This is a genomic window from Pseudomonas saponiphila (assembly GCF_900105185.1).
Lineage (GTDB): Bacteria > Pseudomonadota > Gammaproteobacteria > Pseudomonadales > Pseudomonadaceae > Aquipseudomonas > Aquipseudomonas saponiphila.
In genome coordinates, this window is the sequence record NZ_FNTJ01000001.1 from 4,566,800 (window position 1) to 4,583,402 (window position 16,603).

The following is a 16,603-nucleotide window of genomic DNA, read 5'->3' on the forward strand; positions in this document are numbered from 1 at the left end:
GGCGCAACCCGCGCCGGACAAGGGTTCGATACCGCTGCGCCCTCCCCGCCGCTACAAGCGGAAATGCCCCACCATCCCTTTCAATTCCACCCCCAACTGCGCCAGCTCGATGCTCGACGCGGCATTGCCCTGCATGGCCAGTGACGACTGATCGGCACTGGCACGAATGCTAGTGACGCTGCGGTTGATCTCTTCCGCCACCGAACTCTGCTGCTCGGCGGCGGCGGCGATCTGCTGGTTCATCTGCTGGATCAACGACACCGCCGCGGCAATGCTGCCCAGGGCGCTCTCGGTCTGCAGGGCATCACTGACCGCCAGCTTCACCAGCTCGCCACTGCCCTTGATCTGTTGCACCGAAGAATCGGCGGCCGCATGCAACGCAGTTACCAGACGTGCGATCTCCTCGGTGGATTGCTGGGTCCGCTTGGCCAGGGCCCGCACTTCGTCGGCCACCACGGCAAAGCCCCGGCCCTGCTCCCCCGCCCTGGCCGCCTCGATGGCGGCGTTGAGGGCCAAGAGGTTGGTCTGCTCGGCCACGCTCTTGATCACATCCAGCACACTGCCGATGTTGTCGATCTCGGCGCTCAGGCTTTCGATGCCGCTGCTGGCCCGGGTCGCGGAGTCCGCCAGTTGCTCGATCCGCTGCATGCTCTGGCGCACCACCTGTTGCCCGCTCTCGACCTTGTCATCCGCGGCCTGAGCTGCCTGGGCCGCCTCCTCGGCGTTACGCGCCACATCGTGCACCGTGGCGGTCATCTGGTTCATGGCGGTGGCCACTTGCTCGGTTTCTTCTTTCTGGCTGCTGACTTCCAGGTTGGTCTGCTCGGTCACCGAGGACAGCGACTGGGCCGAACTGGCCAGTTGCTCGATCCCGGCCTGCAAGCCGCTGACGATACCGCTCAGGCCGCTGCCCATCTGCTGCATCGCCTGCATCAACTGGCCGATCTCGTCCCGCCGGGTCACGGCCACGCTGGCCGTCAGGTCCCCGGCGGCGATCTGCTGGGCCACATGCATCACGCTGCGCAGCGGCCGCACGATCAGGCGCGTGATGCTCAGGGCCGCCAACAGCCCCACCAGCAGGGCCAGGGCCGAGGAGCCGATGATCAGCAAGGAGTTCTTGTCCAGCTCGCCCTGCATCGCCAGGTCCTGGGCGACATAGGCCTGGTCGACCCGGGCCATCACCTGGGCCGCACGCTCATGCAGCTTCTGATAGACCTGTTTTTCCTGAGTCAGCAGGCAGGTGTATTCGTTGAGTTTTTCGCTGAAGTTGCCGATGTGTCCCGACACCTCGTTGAGCACCGTCTGGTAACCCGCATCCTTGACCGCGGTCTTCAGCTGTTCGGCCTGAGCCAGCGCCTGCTCGGCCTGTTCGATCTTGCCCTGCTCGGCGCCAGCCTGCTCATCGCCCTTGCGATTCTGGTCCAGGCGCACCCGCGCTTCGTTCATGGCCTGCAGCATCAGGCGTGAAACCTGGCTGATCTGGTTGGCCTGCTCGATGAACTCCGCACCCTCCTTGCCCTGGGAATCCTTGAGGGTGTAGGCGCCGTCATCCGCCAGCCCGGCCTGCAGTACGTCGAGGTTGTTGGCCACGCTGGACACCGACCAACTGGCCATTTCAAGGGCCAGGTCCTTGGCCTGGGTCAGCTCGACGAACTCGTCGAAGGCCTTGCGATAGTCCGCCAGCGCCAACTCGACATCAGCCATCGCCGTCTGGTTGGCCGCCGACTGCCCCTTGAGCTGCCGGGCCAGCCCCTGCAAACCCTCCAGGCTCTCGTGCAAGCTGTCAACGGTCTTGCTGTCGCCATGCAGGGCATAGTCCTGCTCCAGCAGCCGCACCTTGAGCACGCCGCTGTTGAGCTGGGACATTTGCTTGAGGCCGTCGAAGCGCTGGCTGATGGTCTGCAGCGACCAGACGCCAATGCCGGCCACCAGGGCCGTCAAGAGCAACACCAGAGCAAACCCGATACCCAGTTTCTTTGCCATGCCCAGGTTGGCAAAACGTCCACTCGCGGCCGAAGTCATGGTGCGCTGTCCCCTTCCAATCCCCAATGGCCATAGGGCCATCCGTCTGTGCGAAGGGTCGCAACGGCGTGCACCGACGCACAAGTCTCTGACGTCGGAATAATGGCAAAAAGCTACGCCGAGGTCGTTTTCAGGACACTGGAGGTCGATTCCATCCAGCCCCCGCGACAACTGCCGTCGGGGGGCCGGTCGAAGGCTCAGATCGCGGTGGCACCACCATCCACCGCCAGCGCATGACCGGTGGTGAAGGCCGCGCCATCGCTGCACAGGTAAAGCACGGCGCTGGCGATTTCCTCGACCGTGCCGATACGGCCCACCGGGTGCATCGCCGCGGCGAACTCGGCCTTCTTCGGATCCGCTTCATAGGCCCGACGGAACATGTCGGTGTCGATCACCGCCGGGCATACCGCGTTAACCCGGATCTTTTTCTTGGCGTACTCGATGGCCGCCGATTTGGTCAGGCCGATCACCGCATGCTTGGACGCCGCATAAATGCTCATTTTCGGCGCCGCGCCCAGGCCCGCCACCGAGGCGGTATTGACGATCGCCCCGCCGCCCTGGGCCAGCAGCAACGGCAACTGATACTTCATGCACAGCCAGACGCCCTTGACGTTGACCCCCATGATGGCGTCGAACTCGTCCAGGCTACCTTCTGCCAGCCGGCCCTTCTCGATCTCGATCCCAGCGTTGTTGAAGGCATAGTCCAGACGGCCATACGCCTCGAGGGTACGGGCCATCAGTTGCTGCACATCCGCTTCCAGCGTGACGTCGCAGGGCACGAACACCGCCTCGCCTCCCGCCGCGCGGATCAGCGCCACAGTGCCTTCGCCCCCGGCCACATCCAGATCCGCCACCACCACCTGCAAGCCTTCTGCGGCAAACGCCAGGGCCGTCGCCCGGCCGATTCCATTGGCCGCGCCAGTCACCAGGGCCACCTGGCCGGAAAACGTCATGCTCATTGCAAAGATCCTCGATCAGATACGGGTCAGCTGTGAAGCCCATCTAGCCATAGCGGTCCCGGTCGGCGTCAGCATTATCAGAAGGCCGGTTGAGGCCTTATGCATCCTGGTGATGAAAATACCGGGGCTTTCATCACCACACTGGATCGACATTCATTCGCTGAATCGGCAAACCTTGCAGCAACCCACCCGAGGGTCTATCAACTAGGACTTCATCCACCCCTTGAGTGCCTGCCATGACCAGCCTGACCAATCGCCAGTTTCTGCTCGCCAAACGCCCCGTCGGCCCGGCTACCCGCGACACCTTCACCTACCAGCAGGTAGCCGTGGGCGAGCCCGCCGCCGGGCAGATTCTGGTGAAGAATGAATACCTGTCCCTGGACCCGGCCATGCGCGGCTGGATGAACGAGGGCAAATCCTATATTGCGCCGGTGGCCATCGGCGAAGTCATGCGCGCCCTGGGCGTGGGCCGGGTGATTGCCTCCAACAACCCCGGATTCGCCGTCGGCGACTACGTCAATGGCGCCCTCGGGGTGCAGGACTACTTCCTCGGCGAGCCCCGAGGCTTCTACAAGGTCGACCCCAAGCTGGCCCCTCTGCCACGCTACCTGTCAGCCCTGGGCATGACCGGCATGACCGCCTACTTCGCCCTGCTGGACGTCGGCGCGCCCAAGGCCGGCGACACCGTGGTGCTGTCCGGCGCCGCCGGCGCGGTGGGCAGCATCGCCGGGCAGATCGCCAAGCTCAAGGGCTGCCGCGTGGTGGGCATTGCCGGCGGCCAGGACAAGTGCAAGTTCCTCATCGACGAACTGGGTTTTGACGGCGCCATCGACTACAAGAGCGAAGACGTCAACGCCGGGCTCAAGCGTGAATGCCCGAAAGGCGTCGATGTGTATTTCGACAACGTCGGCGGCGACATCCTCGATGCCGTGCTCAGCCGCCTGAACCTCAAGGCGCGAGTGGTGATCTGCGGCGCCATCAGCCAGTACAACAACAAGGAAGCGGTCAAGGGACCGGCCAACTACCTGTCGCTGCTGGTCAACCGGGCGCGCATGGAAGGATTCGTGGTCATGGACTACGCCGCGCAGTTCGCCGCCGCCGGGCAGGAAATGGCCGGCTGGATGGCCAAGGGGCAGCTCAAGAGCAAGGAGGATATCGTCGAAGGACTGGAGACTTTCCCGGAGACGCTGGGCAAGCTGTTCAGCGGCGAGAACTTCGGCAAGCTGGTGCTGAAAGTCTGAATCCGCAGGAGCCGGCCGGCGATCCGCAACGGCGGCCGGAAAGGGCCGCCAAGCGCAAAACCGCTATCGCCGGCAAGCCGGCTCCTACAAGAGCAGGCGTGTTACAGAGCCAGTTCGGCGACCACGTCGGCCAGGGCCTTGGCCGGATCGGCCGCCTGGCTGATGGGGCGACCGATCACCAGGTAATCAGAACCGGCATCCAGGGCCTGGCGCGGGGTGAGGATCCGCCGCTGGTCATCCTGGGCACTGCCCGCCGGACGAATCCCCGGAGTCACCAGTTGCAGGGTCGGATGGGCGCTCTTCAGGGCCTGGGCTTCCAGGGCCGAGCACACCAGGCCGTCCATCCCGGCTTTCTGCGCCAGGGCGGCCAGGCGCAGCACCTGCTCCTGAGGCTCGATGTCCAGGCCGATGCCGGCCAGGTCTTCACGCTCCATGCTGGTGAGCACGGTGACGCCGATCAGCAGCGGCTTGGGGCCAGTGCGCTGGTCCAGCACGTCGCGGCAGGCAGCCATCATGCGCAGGCCGCCGGAGCAGTGCACATTGACCATCCACACGCCCATTTCCGCGGCGGCCTTGACCGCCATGGCGGTGGTGTTGGGAATGTCGTGGAACTTCAGGTCCAGGAACACTTCGAAACCCTTATCGCGCAGGGTCCCGACAATCTCGGCGGCGCAGCTGGTGAACAGCTCCTTGCCGACTTTGACCCGGCACAGTTTCGGGTCCAGTTGATCGGCCAGTTTCAGTGCGGCGTCACGGGTGGGAAAATCCAGGGCGACGATGATAGGAGTCTGGCAGGCGGACATGAAGGGGCTCTCAGGCAAGTCGAAATCGGCGCGGATTGTAGCGCAAGCCGGGACGATCCGGGACCCGATCAGCGGTAAATCCTCCTCAACGGTGCCAGGGATCTTCGATCCACCGGCAAATCCGCGGGCTGCCCCGGCATTTGTATCGGCGCAGATACACTGACGACACGCCAGCAACAATACCCGGCGCTACCCTCGCCAGCCGCAACACCCTCGAACAGCACTTCCTGCCTCTGGGCCGGACGCCTATGCTGAAGCCACAACCTCGCCGTCGCCTCCTGATGGCCGGCAGCCTACCTGGCAGATGAACGCACCCATGCATAACACTCCAGCCCCTCTGAACGACGACTCCAAAGCCGTGGCCAATGGCGACGACAAGCGCTGGAATACCCGGGCCCTGATCGTCGATGACGACGTGCCGATCCGCGAACTGCTGGTCGACTACCTGGCACGCTTCAACATCCACGCCAGCGGTGTCACCGACGGCGCGGCGATGCGCCAGGCCCTGCAGGCAGAGCACTTCGACGTGGTGGTGCTCGACCTGATGCTGCCTGGTGAAGACGGCCTGTCACTGTGCCGCTGGCTGCGTAGCGAATCGGACATTCCGATTCTCATGCTCACCGCCCGCTGCGAGCCCACCGACCGCATCATCGGCCTGGAGCTGGGGGCCGACGACTACATGGCCAAGCCCTTCGAACCGCGGGAACTGGTGGCGCGGATCCAGACCATCCTGCGCCGGGTCCGCGACGACCGCAGCGAACAGCGGGCCAGCATCCGCTTCGACAACTGGCGCCTGAACAGCGTGCTGCGCCAACTGATCTCCGCCGATGGGCTGGTGGTGCCGCTGTCCAACGCCGAGTTTCGCCTGCTCTGGGTATTCATTGAGCGCCCGCGCCGGGTACTGAGTCGCGAACAACTGCTGGACGCGGCCCGGGGTCGCTCCATCGAGGCCTTCGATCGCAGCATCGACCTGCTGGTGTCGCGCCTGCGGCAGAAGCTCGGGGACGACCCGAAATCGCCGCAACTGATCAAGACCGTACGCGGCGAAGGCTACCTGTTCGACGCACGAGACATCGGCTGATGCGTGGGCGCTTCGATACGCTGTTCGGCCGGCTGTTTGGCCTCCTGCTGATCGCGATCGTGCTCGCCCACCTTCTGGCATTTTTCTGGTTCCACCATTACGGACACCCGCCACCGCCCCCTCCACCACCACCGCCGGTGGCCCTCGGCAATGCCCCCCCTGGACCGCCGCCGTACTTCCCGCGTCGTCCGCCGCGCCCCTGGTTCGGCGGGCCGCTGGTGCCCCTGACCTTCCAGCTGATCTCCTTGGTGATTGCCGCCTGGTACGGCGCCAAGCTGCTCTCGCGGCCGATCCAACGCCTGAGCGACGCCGCCGAACGCCTGAGCGAAAACCTCGACAGCCCGCCCCTGGAAGAGGTCGGTCCGCGGGAAGCACGACAGGCCGCCAGCGCCTTCAACCAGATGCAGAAACGCATACGGGAACAGGTCCAACAACGTGGGCGCATGCTCGGCGCCGTGTCCCATGATCTGCGCACGCCACTGTCACGCCTGAAGCTGCGCCTGGAGCAAATCGAGGACAGCAAGCTGCAGGGGCAGATGCGCCAGGACCTGGACGACATGATCAAGATGCTCGATGCCACCCTCAGTTATCTGCATGAACAGCGCACCAGCGAGGCCGAGCAATGGATGGACGTGCAGGCGCTGGTGGAGTCGCTGTGCGAGAACGCCCAGGACCAGGGTGCCGATGCCCAGGCCCTGGGCCATTGCGCCCCGCTGCTGGTCCAGCCCATGGCCCTGCAGTCATGCATCAACAACCTGCTGGACAACGCCCTGCGCTACGCCGGCCACGCCACCCTGGCCCTGGAGGACCATCGGCATCAGTTGCTGATCCGAGTCATCGATCATGGCCCCGGCATCGCCGCCGACAAGCGCGAGGCCGTGTTCGAACCCTTCTTCCGCCTCGAAGGCTCGCGCAACCGCAACTCCGGCGGCGTCGGCCTGGGCATGACCATCGCCCGCGAAGCGGCGGAGCGCATGGGCGGCCAGTTGCTGCTGGAAGAAACGCCCGGCGGCGGCCTGACCGCTGTGCTGCGCCTGCCACGCCCCTGAGCACCTTGTGTAGCCACGGGTACAAAGCGCCCATACCCAGGACAACTCCGGCCTAGAGGCTGCATGAGCCGGTGCCCGCACCGGATCCATCCCCAAGGAGCGAGTCCAATGATAGGTAGCGTCAGCAGCAACTATTCGAGCTATTACAGCTCCAGCAGCAGTACCTCCAGCACCAGCCGCGGCCAACAGTTGCAAAAGGAACTGTTCGCCAAGCTCGATAGCAATGGCGACGGCGCGGTGAACCAGGACGAGTTGAACAACGCTCTGTCGAACCAAGGCGACCAGGGTGTCCTGGTCAGCCTGAGCAAGAACTTCAGCAAACTGGACAGCGATGGCAGCGGCAGCCTGAGCAGCGATGAAATGGCCGCCATGGCGCCACCGGCGCATCACGGCCAAGCGCCCGGCACCGAACTGGCGGACGCCCTGCTCAGCGCCCTGGACAGCGACGGCGACGGCGTCATCAACAGCGACGAACTGAGCAGCGGCTTGAGCAGTGCCGGTAGCAGCGCCGACAGCAAGCAACTCTTCTCGGCCCTGGACAAGAACCAGGATGGCAACGTCAGTGCAGACGAACTGGCCGCCAGCCTGACGCCGCCTCCGCCACCCCCACAACAGCTCTCCAGCGAGCAACTGTTCGGCCAGCTCGACAGCGACGGCAACGGCAGCATCAGTGCCGACGAACTGAGCAGCGCCCTGCAGGCCGGGCGCAACCAGGACGGCGAGACTCGGAACCAGCAGGCCAACCTGGCCGAAGCCCTGGGCAAGATGATCGCCAACCTCAGCAAGCAGTATCAGCAGAACCCTGCCAGCAGCGTCGGCAACAGCGTCAACGTCGCCGCCTGATGAGTGCTTGCCGCGGCTTTGCCCAATGGCAAGCCGCGGCTCAGCGCGGCTCCTGGGTCCGGGCCTGGCTGGCGCTCCAGTCCAGCAGCAGGCTGTAGGCCACCGCCAACAGGGTCGGACCGATAAACAGACCGATAAAGCCGAAGGCAATCAGACCGCCGAACACTCCCAGCAACACAATCACCAGGGGCAGGTTGCCTCCGCGACTGATCAGGTAGGGTTTGAGCACGTTGTCGACGCCACTGATGATGAAGGTGCCCCAAATTCCCAGAAACACCGCCATGCCGTATTCGCCCTTCCAGGCCAGCCAGGCCGTAGCCGGAATCCACACCAGGGGCGGCCCCATGGGAATCAGGCTGAGCAGGAAGGTGACGATCCCCAGCACCAGCGCCCCTGGTACACCGGCAATCAGAAAACCGATCAGCGCCAGCAGGCCCTGGGCCGCAGCGGTGCCGATCACCCCGTTGACCACCCGTTGCACGGTGCCGGCGACCAGATCGATGTAGTAGCCGGCCCGATCGCCGATCAGCCGCTCCAGCAGTTTGTGTACGAACAACGCCAGGCGCGGACCGTCACGGTAGAAGAAAAACACGAAGACGATGCTCAGGGTCAGTTCGAGAATGCCGCCGCCGATCTGCGCACTGCGGGCCAGCAACCAGTTGCCCACCTGCCCCAGATACGGCTTGACGGCCAGCATCAGCGCCGCGCCCTGCTGATCGATGCTGTTCCACAGCCCGACCAGACGCTCCCCCACCAATGGCAGGCTGCCCAGCCAGGCGGGAGCCTCGGGCAGGCCGTCCACCTGCACGTCCTTGATGAAGGCCGTGGCATCGCGCACGTGATCCGCCAGGTTGAGCCCGAGCCAGACCAACGGCGCCGCCACCAGAACCATCCAGCCCAGGGTCAACAGGGCCGCCGCCAGGGATTCACGGCCATTGAGCCAGCGGGTCAGCAAACGCATCAGCGGCCAACTGGCAAAGGCCAGCACTGCCCCCCAGAACAGCGCCGACCAGAAAGGCGCCATCACCCAGAAGCTGGCACCGAACAACACCAGGAGCAGAATCTGCACCAGCAGGCGATCGTTATTGGGCATGAAATGTCTCGCACAAGGGTAAACGGAGAAGAGTAGGCGAACCCGCGAGTGCAGGCCGCCTGAAACAGCTTAACGCAGCAGTTCGAAGTGCAGCCCGGCCGCTTGGGTGTCGCCGGTTTCCATGCGCGTCGCCAGCACGCCCTGGCCAATCAGGGCCTGGCGCCAGGCTTCGGCCTGCTGACCGGACAGGCTGACCCGCAGCGTGGTGTCCAGGTTCAGCCCGCGGGAAAGCAGGTTGAGCCACACGGGCTGGGGATCGGTCAGCTTGGGCAGATCCAGCTTGCCGGTGTCCTTCAATTGCCGCAGCAGGGTCGCCGACGTGGGCAGCAAGTCGCCCAGGGCCGCGCTGGCGTCGAACTGTTCCACGTGCAGGTAGGCCCGGCGGTTACCCCGGGTAATGCTGTACAAGGCCACCAGGGAGTTGTCCTGGGGCGCCGCCAGGCGCAACAGCAGATAGGCTTGCTGCTCGTCGGCGCCCAACAGCTTGGCGTTGCCGAACACTTCATTGGCCCACAGGCTGCTCTCGCCGCAATCCCGGGCCTGGCACCAGAACAACAGCTCTGCCCCCTGTTTCTGCAGGGCTTCGCGAGCCAGGGTGAAGGCTTCGTTGGAAGTGCGTTCGGCGGGCAATTGGTAGGTGATGGCCGTGAGCTTGCCCCGGGCATTGACCTGGCCGTCGAAGCGCAATTGGCCGCTGATTCTGCGGATCGAGCCCAAGGGGTAGACACGCTCCTGCTCCACTTGCGGGCGGTAGTCGACGATTTGTGCATCAGTCAGACGCGGTACCAGGGGCAGGTCATGGCTGCCGGGCAGGTCGGCGGCAAGGGCCAGGGTGCTTAGCAAGGACAAGCCCAGAACACTGATTGAACGCATGGAAACTCTCATCGGATAAGCATGGCCTGGGCACCCTTGACGACGCTGGCGTCGTCACTGCGTTGCGGAACCTGCAAGCCACGCTGGACCGCAGGTCGGGCCTCCAGGGCCGCCATCCAGCGTTGCAGGGCCGGCAAGCCCTCTACCGAAACACCGGACCACTCATGACCGCGCACCCAGGGGAAGGTGGCGATGTCGGCAATGCTGTAGTCCCCGGCCAGGTACTCGACCTGTTGCAGGCGGGTGTCGAGGACTTCATACAGGCGTCGGGTTTCATGCTGATAACGATCGATGGCGCCCTGGAGCTTTTCCGGGAAATAGCGGAAGAACACGTTGGCCTGGCCCTGCATGGGCCCGATGCCGCCCATCTGGAACATCAGCCACTGCATGACGATCGAGCGGCCCTTGGCATCGGAGGGCAGCAGTTGGCCACTGCGCTCGGCCAGATACACCAGGATCGCGCCGGATTCGAATACGGGAAAATCGCCATTGTCTCGATCGACGATGGCCGGAATACGCCCATTGGGATTGATCTTCAGAAACGCCGGCGCCTTTTGCTCGCGCTTGTCGAAACTCAGGGCATGCACCGTGTAGGGCAATCCGAGCTCTTCAAGCAGGATGGAAACCTTGTGGCCATTGGGGGTCGCAGCGGTGTACAGATCTATCATGGTTGTCTCCCATTTCAACCCGCCCAGCCTCGACAGTTGACCCCGTCAAGTCAAGGAACGGCGAAAAACCGATTGAAACAGTCTGCGACAGAGGTTGCGCCGACCTCATCGTTTAGGTGCAGATGATGGCCGCCCGGCAGCTGTTCCCGGCTAAAGGGTAGACGCTGCAGCAGGGACTCGTGCCGAGCCAGCATGCCGTCGGCAGCCACCACCAGCTGCGTCGGGCAACTGACCCGCTCGACGAAGGACATGGCCTGCTCCTCGGTCAGACGCAGCGGCGACGCCAGGGTCAGGCGACTGTCGCTGCGCCAGGTATAGCCACCGGGCACCGGCATCAGCCCACGCACAGCCAGCAGCTCGGCGGCCTCGCGACTGACCGCCACCAGCCCCTTCATCCGCGCTTCGATGGCCCGTTCCAGCGTGCTGTAGACCGGCTTGCGCTTGTCCTGCAGGTCCAGTTGCGCCTGCAAGGCCATGCCTAGCCGTTCGGCGGCACCTGCGGCGCTGGCGGTCGGAGGAATCACACCGTCGATCAGGGCCAGATGGCTGACCCGCTCCGGCAGCGCCGCCGTCAGCACCAGCGACACGATCGCTCCCAACGAGTGTCCCATCAGGGCAAAGCGTTTCCAGCCCAGCTGTTCGGCCACCTGCAGCACGTCGTAGACGTAATCCCACAGGGCATAGCCCGCACCCGGCGGACGGTGCCCGGAATGCCCGTGACCGGCCATGTCCAGGGCCACGATGCGCAAGCCTTTGAGCTTGGGCGCCAGCCGGGCGTAGCTGTTGGCGTTGTCCAGCCAGCCATGCAGGGCGATCACCGGCAGGCCGTCCTCGGGCCCGAACAGATGGGCCGCCAGCTCGATGTGGGGCAGGTTCAGGCGAACTTCCTCGACGACCTGGCTCATGCACAGCTCCGACGCTGTTCCCAGCGGGTGAAGAGTTCCTTGAGCAGGGTGGCGGTGGCTTCGGGCCGCTCAAGAGGAAACATGTGGCCGCCGGGCATGGTCAGCGACTCGCCCAGAGGCATGCGCCCCACGGCGCTGGTGTGATGCCGCATCACCACCCGGCTCTGCTGGCCGCGCACCACGGCCAGGGGCACCTTGAGCTGGCGAGCACTGCCGGGGCTGGTGTGCGGTACGCCGCGATAGATGCTGATCTCGGTCGCCGGGTCGAAGCGCAGGCGCAACCTGTCGCCCAAGGGTTGCAGGCCGTGCTGCAGGTAGGCATCCAGGCAATCCGGGTCGAAGGCCCGGAACAGGCTCTTGCGCGCAAAGTAGCTGCGCGCCGATTCGATATCGGCAAACTCCTCGCGACGACCCAGGGTGCGTCCGGCCGGAGTCAGGCGGTCGATGAAGCCAAAACGCTTGGCCGCACGGATCACCCATTGATCGGCCCGGGTCAGCACCGGCGAATCGAGCATGACCACGCCTCGATACAGCTGCGGACAACGCAGGGCGGCGTGCAGGTGCAGCACGCCTCCCAGGGAATGCCCGACGCCCCACACCGGCTGCGCCTGCTGTTGCAGGTGGTGAATCAATTCATCCACCAGGCTGCGCCAGTTATCGTCCACCGGGAATCGCGGGTCGTGGGCGTGCTGCTGCAAATGAGCCACCTCGAACTCCGGCGCCAGGGCGGCAAACAACTTGCCGTATGTGCCGGAGGGAAACCCATTGGCGTGAGCGAAAAACACCTGTTGCGACATACCGACCTATCCATCCACCAAACCAACACCGATTGTCCGCAGGCCCTTGCCCCAGGGCAATGACCGTAACGGACAGGAATACTGACACCCAGGCTCAGCCTATGGCGCGCTAGCTCACTGTGCCGGCGGCGTTTGCCCCAGAGGCACCACGGCCATGGTCAGACGCGAGATGCAACTGGCCTTGCCTTCGTCGCTGCTCAGGCGAATATCCCAGACATGGGTGGTGCGCCCGATATGAATGGCCCTGGCCACCGCCGTCACCCGGCCGCTGCGCAAGCCCCGCAGGTGGTTGGCGTTGATCTCCAGCCCCACGCAATAGAACTTGCTGGCATCGATACACAGGTAGCTGGCCATGGAGCCGACGGTTTCCGCCAGCACCACCGAGGCTCCGCCATGCAGCAACCCGTAGGGCTGGTGAGTGCGATGGTCGATGACCATGCTGGCGGTCAGCGACTCCTCATCAAATGACTCGAAGCGAATATCCAGCACTTCGCCGATGGTGTTCTTCTGTGCCGCATTCAGTTGCTCGATGTTCGGAGTGGTGCGCCATAGGCTCATCGCTGCTTCCCTTCTGGGTGGTTTTTTTGTCGCTCAATCCTGCCACAGCACGGCTTCGCTGCGCTCGCTCCAGCTTTGAAAACTGGCGCCATAGGTGGCCTCGATCACATTGCGCTTGATCTTCAGGGTCGGGGTCAGAAAGCCGTTCTCCACGGCCCAGTTGTCCTTGACCACCACCAGCCGGTGCAGGCGCTCGTGCTTGTCCAGGCCGCCATTGACCTGGGCCAGCAGGTTTTCCAGGCTGCTGTGCAGCCCTTCGCGGGAACTGCCGCCAGCCGCCTGCCAGCCCGCCGCCGAAAGCACGCACAACCCCAGAGGCGCGCTCAAACCGTCTCCCACTACACACACCTGCTCGATATGGGCATGCACGGCCAGGCGATTTTCGATGGGTGCCGGGGCCACGTACTTGCCCTTGCTGGTCTTGAAGATTTCCTTGAGCCGGCCGGTCAGGCGCAGATTGCCGGCCCCGTCCTGCTCGCCCTTGTCGCCGGTGCGCAGAAAGCCGTCCTCGGTGATGGTCTCGGCGGTCTTCTGCGGGTCCTTGTAATAGCCCAGCATGGTGGCCCCGCTGCGTACCTGGACCTCGCCCGCGTCATCGATACGCACTTCAACCCCGGGACAAGGCCGGCCGATCCAGCCCGGCAAATGCTCCCCGGAACGCCCTATGTGGGAATAGCCGCAACTCTCGGTCATGCCGTAAACCTCTAGCACGTCCAGGCCCAGCCGGCGATACCAGTGCAGCAGCGCCTGGGGCACTGGCGCCGCCCCGGACAAGGCCACGCGCAAGGCGTCCAGCCCAAGCCCGGTCAGCACCTTGTGGCCGACGCGCTTGCCGATCAACGGCAGGCTCAAGAGCAAGTCCAGGCGCTTGGCCGGCACCTTGCTGTAGACCCCCATCTGGAACTTGGTCCAGATTCGCGGCACACCGAACAGTGCCGTGGGCCGGGCCCGCCGCAGGTCGTCCAGGAAGGTATCGAGGCTCTCGGCGAAGAACACCGTCTGCCCGGTATAGATCGCCGCCATCTCGACAAACATGCGCTCGGCCACATGGCACAGCGGCAGATAGGACAGCAGGCGATCCCCCGGGCCCAGGCCGAAGAGTTGTGTCCCGTGAGTGGCGGCAAACCCCAGATTGCCGAAGCTGTGCATCACCCCCTTGGGCAGGCCCGTGGTACCGGAGGTGTAGATGATGGTGGCCAGCTGATCGGCCGGCGGACTCGGACTGTCAGCCAACGGCTGACAGCCTTGCAGATCGTCCCAGGTGCAATCGAAAGTGCCTTCGGGGGCCAGCGGCAGGCGCACGGTGGGCAGACCGGGCCTGATCCCCGGGGCCATGCCCGGCCAGTCATCGAGCTTGCCGATGAACACCAGGAGCGATTCGGAATGCTCCAGTACCTGGGCCACCGAATCGGCGGTGAGGTTGGGATACAACGGCACCGACACATGCCCGGCCATCCAGATCGCCAGGTCGCTGATGATCCAGTGCGCGGAATTCTTGCCGATGATTGCGATGTGACTGCCCGGGGGCAACTGGCGCTCTCGCAGCCATTGGGCGGCGCGACGGGCCTGCTGGCCGACCTCGAACCAGCTCAGCTCCTGCACCTGCCCTCCGGCGCTGGGCTGAACCAGAAAGCGTTGCTGGGGATGACGAGCCTCGCGCTCGTAGAACACTTGCAGCGGCAAACGAAAAGCAGCAGCCATGACTCGCTCCTTTGTTTTTATTCTGTTCGCGACACCAACCAAGCACTTGCTCGGTCGACTATTCCACGCACAAAGGAGGGCTGCAAGTTAAGAAATGTAGCGCCGTACCACCGGGTGTCGGTCACCCTGACGGACCTGCGGCGGCCAGGAACTGTCTGGCCGCCGAGGCGCTCTAGGGATGCTTGACGCTATTGAGGGTCATCAGCCCCGCCAGCGGCCAGTCGCCTTCCAGCTCCGCCAGGCTGGCGGTATTCATGGGCTGGGGATCACGCAGATGACCGTGCTGCAACAAGCCGATCAGCTTGCCGACCAAGGGTTGGTGGCTCACCAGCAGCAGGTTGTCGGCACTGTCCAGATGCTCCAGCACCTGCAACGGGTTGGCCTCCGGCGTCAACCAGGGCACCGTGCGGATCTCACCCTCGAAGCCCAGGGCCTGACGCACCAGTTGCGCCGTTTGCTGGGCTCGTACATAGGGACTGGCGATGATCGCGCTGATGGGCTGGCCAATCAGCTGCGCGGCGCTGCCGAGCACTTCCTGGCGACCGTGGGCCGTAAGGTTGCGCTGGTCATCGCTGGCCGCATGGGGTTCGGCCTGGCCATGGCGCAGTACCCACAACTTCACAGCTTGGGCTCCTCGTCGCGCACCGGGTGGGGCGCCGGCGGCACACTGTGGGGAGCTTCCCCTTCAGGGGCCCGCGGGGTTGGCCAATCGGCGAACGGCCAGGGTTTCTGCTCGGTGTGGAAGCTGCCGAACCGGCCAATCTGCGCCAGGAACTGGCTCAGGCTGTCGCCAAAGTTCATCAGGCCGGCATTCGGCGCGCCGTAGATCAGGCGATAGATCAACTGCACCAGGACCAAAACGCCAAGAAGAAACTGCGCCACCTGCCACACCAGCAGGAACACCAGCATCCACAGCACGCGCAGGAGGATGGATTCGTATTTGGCTTCGGAATTCGTATCGTTCATGTCTGGCTCCTGTGCTACTCAGTTGAACCCGCTGGTGGAGATAAAGTCGACGTCGGTTTTCGGCTCGCCACGCATCAACAGCTCGATCACCTGGTTCAGCGTCCGCCCTTCGAAAAGAATCGCATGCAGGCCGGCTACCAGCGGCATATAGACGCCCAGTTCCTGGGCCTTGGCCTTGAGCACCTTGAGGGTGTTGACGCCCTCCGCCACTTCGCCCAGGCGAGTCACCGCGTCCTCCAGGCTCAGGCCCTGCCCCAGGGCAAAGCCCACCTGGTAGTTGCGGCTCTTGGGCGAGGAACAGGTGACGATCAGGTCGCCGACCCCGGCCAGACCGAGGAAGGTCATGGGATTGGCGCCCTGGCTGACGGCAAAACGGGTCATCTCCGCCAGGGCACGGGTAATCAGCATGCTCTTGGTGTTTTCCCCCATGCCCAGGGCCACCGCCATGCCGGCGATGATCGCGTAGACGTTCTTCAACGCCCCGCCCAGCTCGACGCCAAAGCGGTCGGCACTGGCATAGACGCGGAACGTCCGCCCGTGCAACGCCGCCTGGACCCGCTGGCAGAGCTCTTCGTCTTCGCTGGCGACCACGGTGGCGGTCAGCGCATGCTCGGCCACTTCCCGGGCCAGGTTGGGGCCCGAAAGCACGCCAATACGCGCCTGCGGGGCAATGTCTTCGAGGATCTCGCTCATCAGCTTGAAGGTCTGGGCCTCGATGCCCTTGGTCAGGCTGACCAGCAGCTTGCCGCTCAACAACTGCGCGTGGGGCGCCAGGACCGAGCGCAGCGCGCTGGAAGGCAAGGCGACGAAGCACAGGTCACAGTCATTCAGGGTGGCCAGCAGGTCGGTGACCGGTTCCACCGCCGGATGAATCTTGATGCCCTTGAGATAGCGCGGATTCTCGCGATTGACCCGAATGGCCTCGGCCTGCTCGGGATCGCGCATCCATTGCCGCACCGGGTGACCGTTTTCGGCCAGCAGATTGGCCACGGCGGTACCAAAACTTCCGCCTCCCAGGACCGCAATAGGGCGCTGTTGTGTCAT

General features: G+C 64.5%; 17 protein-coding genes and 1 pseudogene. 4 read left to right on the forward strand and 14 right to left on the reverse strand.

Features of this window, described 5'->3' with window-relative positions:
- Positions 1-51: 51 nt before the first annotated feature.
- From BLV47_RS37110 to BLV47_RS21485, 3 genes and pseudogenes are all read right to left on the reverse strand, one after another.
- Positions 52-933 (reverse strand): methyl-accepting chemotaxis protein, encoded by an 882-nt coding sequence (locus BLV47_RS37110; RefSeq protein ID WP_409259108.1) that lies wholly within the window; start codon positions 931-933, stop codon positions 52-54.
- A pseudogene (locus BLV47_RS37115) lies at positions 913-2,064 on the reverse strand (HAMP domain-containing protein); the annotation flags it as partial. The gene BLV47_RS37110 and the pseudogene BLV47_RS37115, both read right to left, overlap by 21 nt.
- A gap of 155 nt (positions 2,065-2,219) precedes the next feature.
- Entirely contained in the window at positions 2,220-2,981 is a 762-nt protein-coding gene (locus BLV47_RS21485) for an SDR family oxidoreductase (RefSeq protein ID WP_092316872.1), read from the reverse strand.
- A gap of 236 nt (positions 2,982-3,217) precedes the next feature.
- Between BLV47_RS21485 and BLV47_RS21490 the strand changes: the two genes are divergently transcribed.
- Complete coding sequence (locus BLV47_RS21490; protein WP_092316875.1) at positions 3,218-4,222, forward strand: NADP-dependent oxidoreductase; 1,005 nt, start codon at positions 3,218-3,220, stop codon at positions 4,220-4,222.
- 101 nt (positions 4,223-4,323) lie between these two features.
- Here BLV47_RS21490 and pyrF read toward each other — a convergent pair whose 3' ends face one another.
- Entirely contained in the window at positions 4,324-5,025 is a 702-nt protein-coding gene (gene pyrF / locus BLV47_RS21495) for an orotidine-5'-phosphate decarboxylase (protein ID WP_167365678.1), read from the reverse strand.
- A 316-nt stretch (positions 5,026-5,341) separates the two neighbouring features.
- Between pyrF and BLV47_RS21500 the strand changes: the two genes are divergently transcribed.
- The 3 genes from BLV47_RS21500 to xopAW all read left to right on the forward strand — a co-directional run bounded on the left by BLV47_RS21500 (position 5,342) and on the right by xopAW (position 7,998).
- Positions 5,342-6,106 carry a response regulator gene (locus BLV47_RS21500; RefSeq protein WP_092316878.1) on the forward strand — a complete coding sequence of 255 codons (765 nt, stop codon included), beginning with the start codon at positions 5,342-5,344 and terminating at the stop codon, positions 6,104-6,106.
- Positions 6,106-7,155, forward strand: a complete 1,050-nt coding sequence (locus BLV47_RS21505) for a sensor histidine kinase (RefSeq protein WP_092316881.1) — start codon at positions 6,106-6,108, stop codon at positions 7,153-7,155. Before BLV47_RS21500 ends, BLV47_RS21505 begins: the two co-directional genes overlap by 1 nt.
- Positions 7,156-7,263: 108 nt before the next feature.
- Complete coding sequence (gene xopAW / locus BLV47_RS21510) at positions 7,264-7,998, forward strand: EF-hand domain-containing protein (protein ID WP_092316884.1); 735 nt, start codon at positions 7,264-7,266, stop codon at positions 7,996-7,998.
- Between the two features lie 40 nt (positions 7,999-8,038).
- Here the strand turns inward: xopAW and BLV47_RS21515 are convergent, their stop codons facing one another.
- The 10 genes from BLV47_RS21515 to BLV47_RS21560 all read right to left on the reverse strand — a co-directional run bounded on the left by BLV47_RS21515 (position 8,039) and on the right by BLV47_RS21560 (position 16,603).
- Positions 8,039-9,091 carry an AI-2E family transporter gene (locus tag BLV47_RS21515; protein WP_060838209.1) on the reverse strand — a complete coding sequence of 351 codons (1,053 nt, stop codon included), beginning with the start codon at positions 9,089-9,091 and terminating at the stop codon, positions 8,039-8,041.
- Between the two features lie 69 nt (positions 9,092-9,160).
- Positions 9,161-9,964: a DUF4892 domain-containing protein gene (locus tag BLV47_RS21520; protein ID WP_177431315.1), complete on the reverse strand. Its 804-nt coding sequence runs from the start codon at positions 9,962-9,964 to the stop codon at positions 9,161-9,163.
- 8 nt (positions 9,965-9,972) lie between these two features.
- A complete protein-coding gene (locus BLV47_RS21525) occupies positions 9,973-10,632 on the reverse strand; it encodes a glutathione S-transferase family protein (protein WP_092316889.1) in 660 nt (219 codons plus the stop codon).
- A 50-nt stretch (positions 10,633-10,682) separates the two neighbouring features.
- Positions 10,683-11,537, reverse strand: a complete 855-nt coding sequence (locus tag BLV47_RS21530; protein ID WP_092316892.1) for an alpha/beta hydrolase — start codon at positions 11,535-11,537, stop codon at positions 10,683-10,685.
- Positions 11,534-12,334, reverse strand: a complete 801-nt coding sequence (locus tag BLV47_RS21535; protein WP_092316895.1) for an alpha/beta fold hydrolase — start codon at positions 12,332-12,334, stop codon at positions 11,534-11,536. Before BLV47_RS21535 ends, BLV47_RS21530 begins: the two co-directional genes overlap by 4 nt.
- A gap of 114 nt (positions 12,335-12,448) precedes the next feature.
- Entirely contained in the window at positions 12,449-12,892 is a 444-nt protein-coding gene (locus BLV47_RS21540) for a hotdog fold thioesterase (RefSeq protein ID WP_092316898.1), read from the reverse strand.
- A 33-nt stretch (positions 12,893-12,925) separates the two neighbouring features.
- Positions 12,926-14,593, reverse strand: a complete 1,668-nt coding sequence (locus BLV47_RS21545) for an AMP-binding protein (RefSeq protein ID WP_092316901.1) — start codon at positions 14,591-14,593, stop codon at positions 12,926-12,928.
- A 172-nt stretch (positions 14,594-14,765) separates the two neighbouring features.
- Positions 14,766-15,215, reverse strand: coding sequence for a phosphohistidine phosphatase SixA (sixA, locus tag BLV47_RS21550; protein WP_092316903.1), 450 nt, complete (start codon positions 15,213-15,215; stop codon positions 14,766-14,768).
- Positions 15,212-15,559, reverse strand: a complete 348-nt coding sequence (locus tag BLV47_RS21555; RefSeq protein WP_092316906.1) for a DUF4389 domain-containing protein — start codon at positions 15,557-15,559, stop codon at positions 15,212-15,214. The genes sixA and BLV47_RS21555 overlap by 4 nt, the downstream gene beginning before the upstream one ends.
- 18 nt (positions 15,560-15,577) lie before the next feature.
- A complete protein-coding gene (locus BLV47_RS21560; protein WP_092316909.1) occupies positions 15,578-16,603 on the reverse strand; it encodes an NAD(P)H-dependent glycerol-3-phosphate dehydrogenase in 1,026 nt (341 codons plus the stop codon).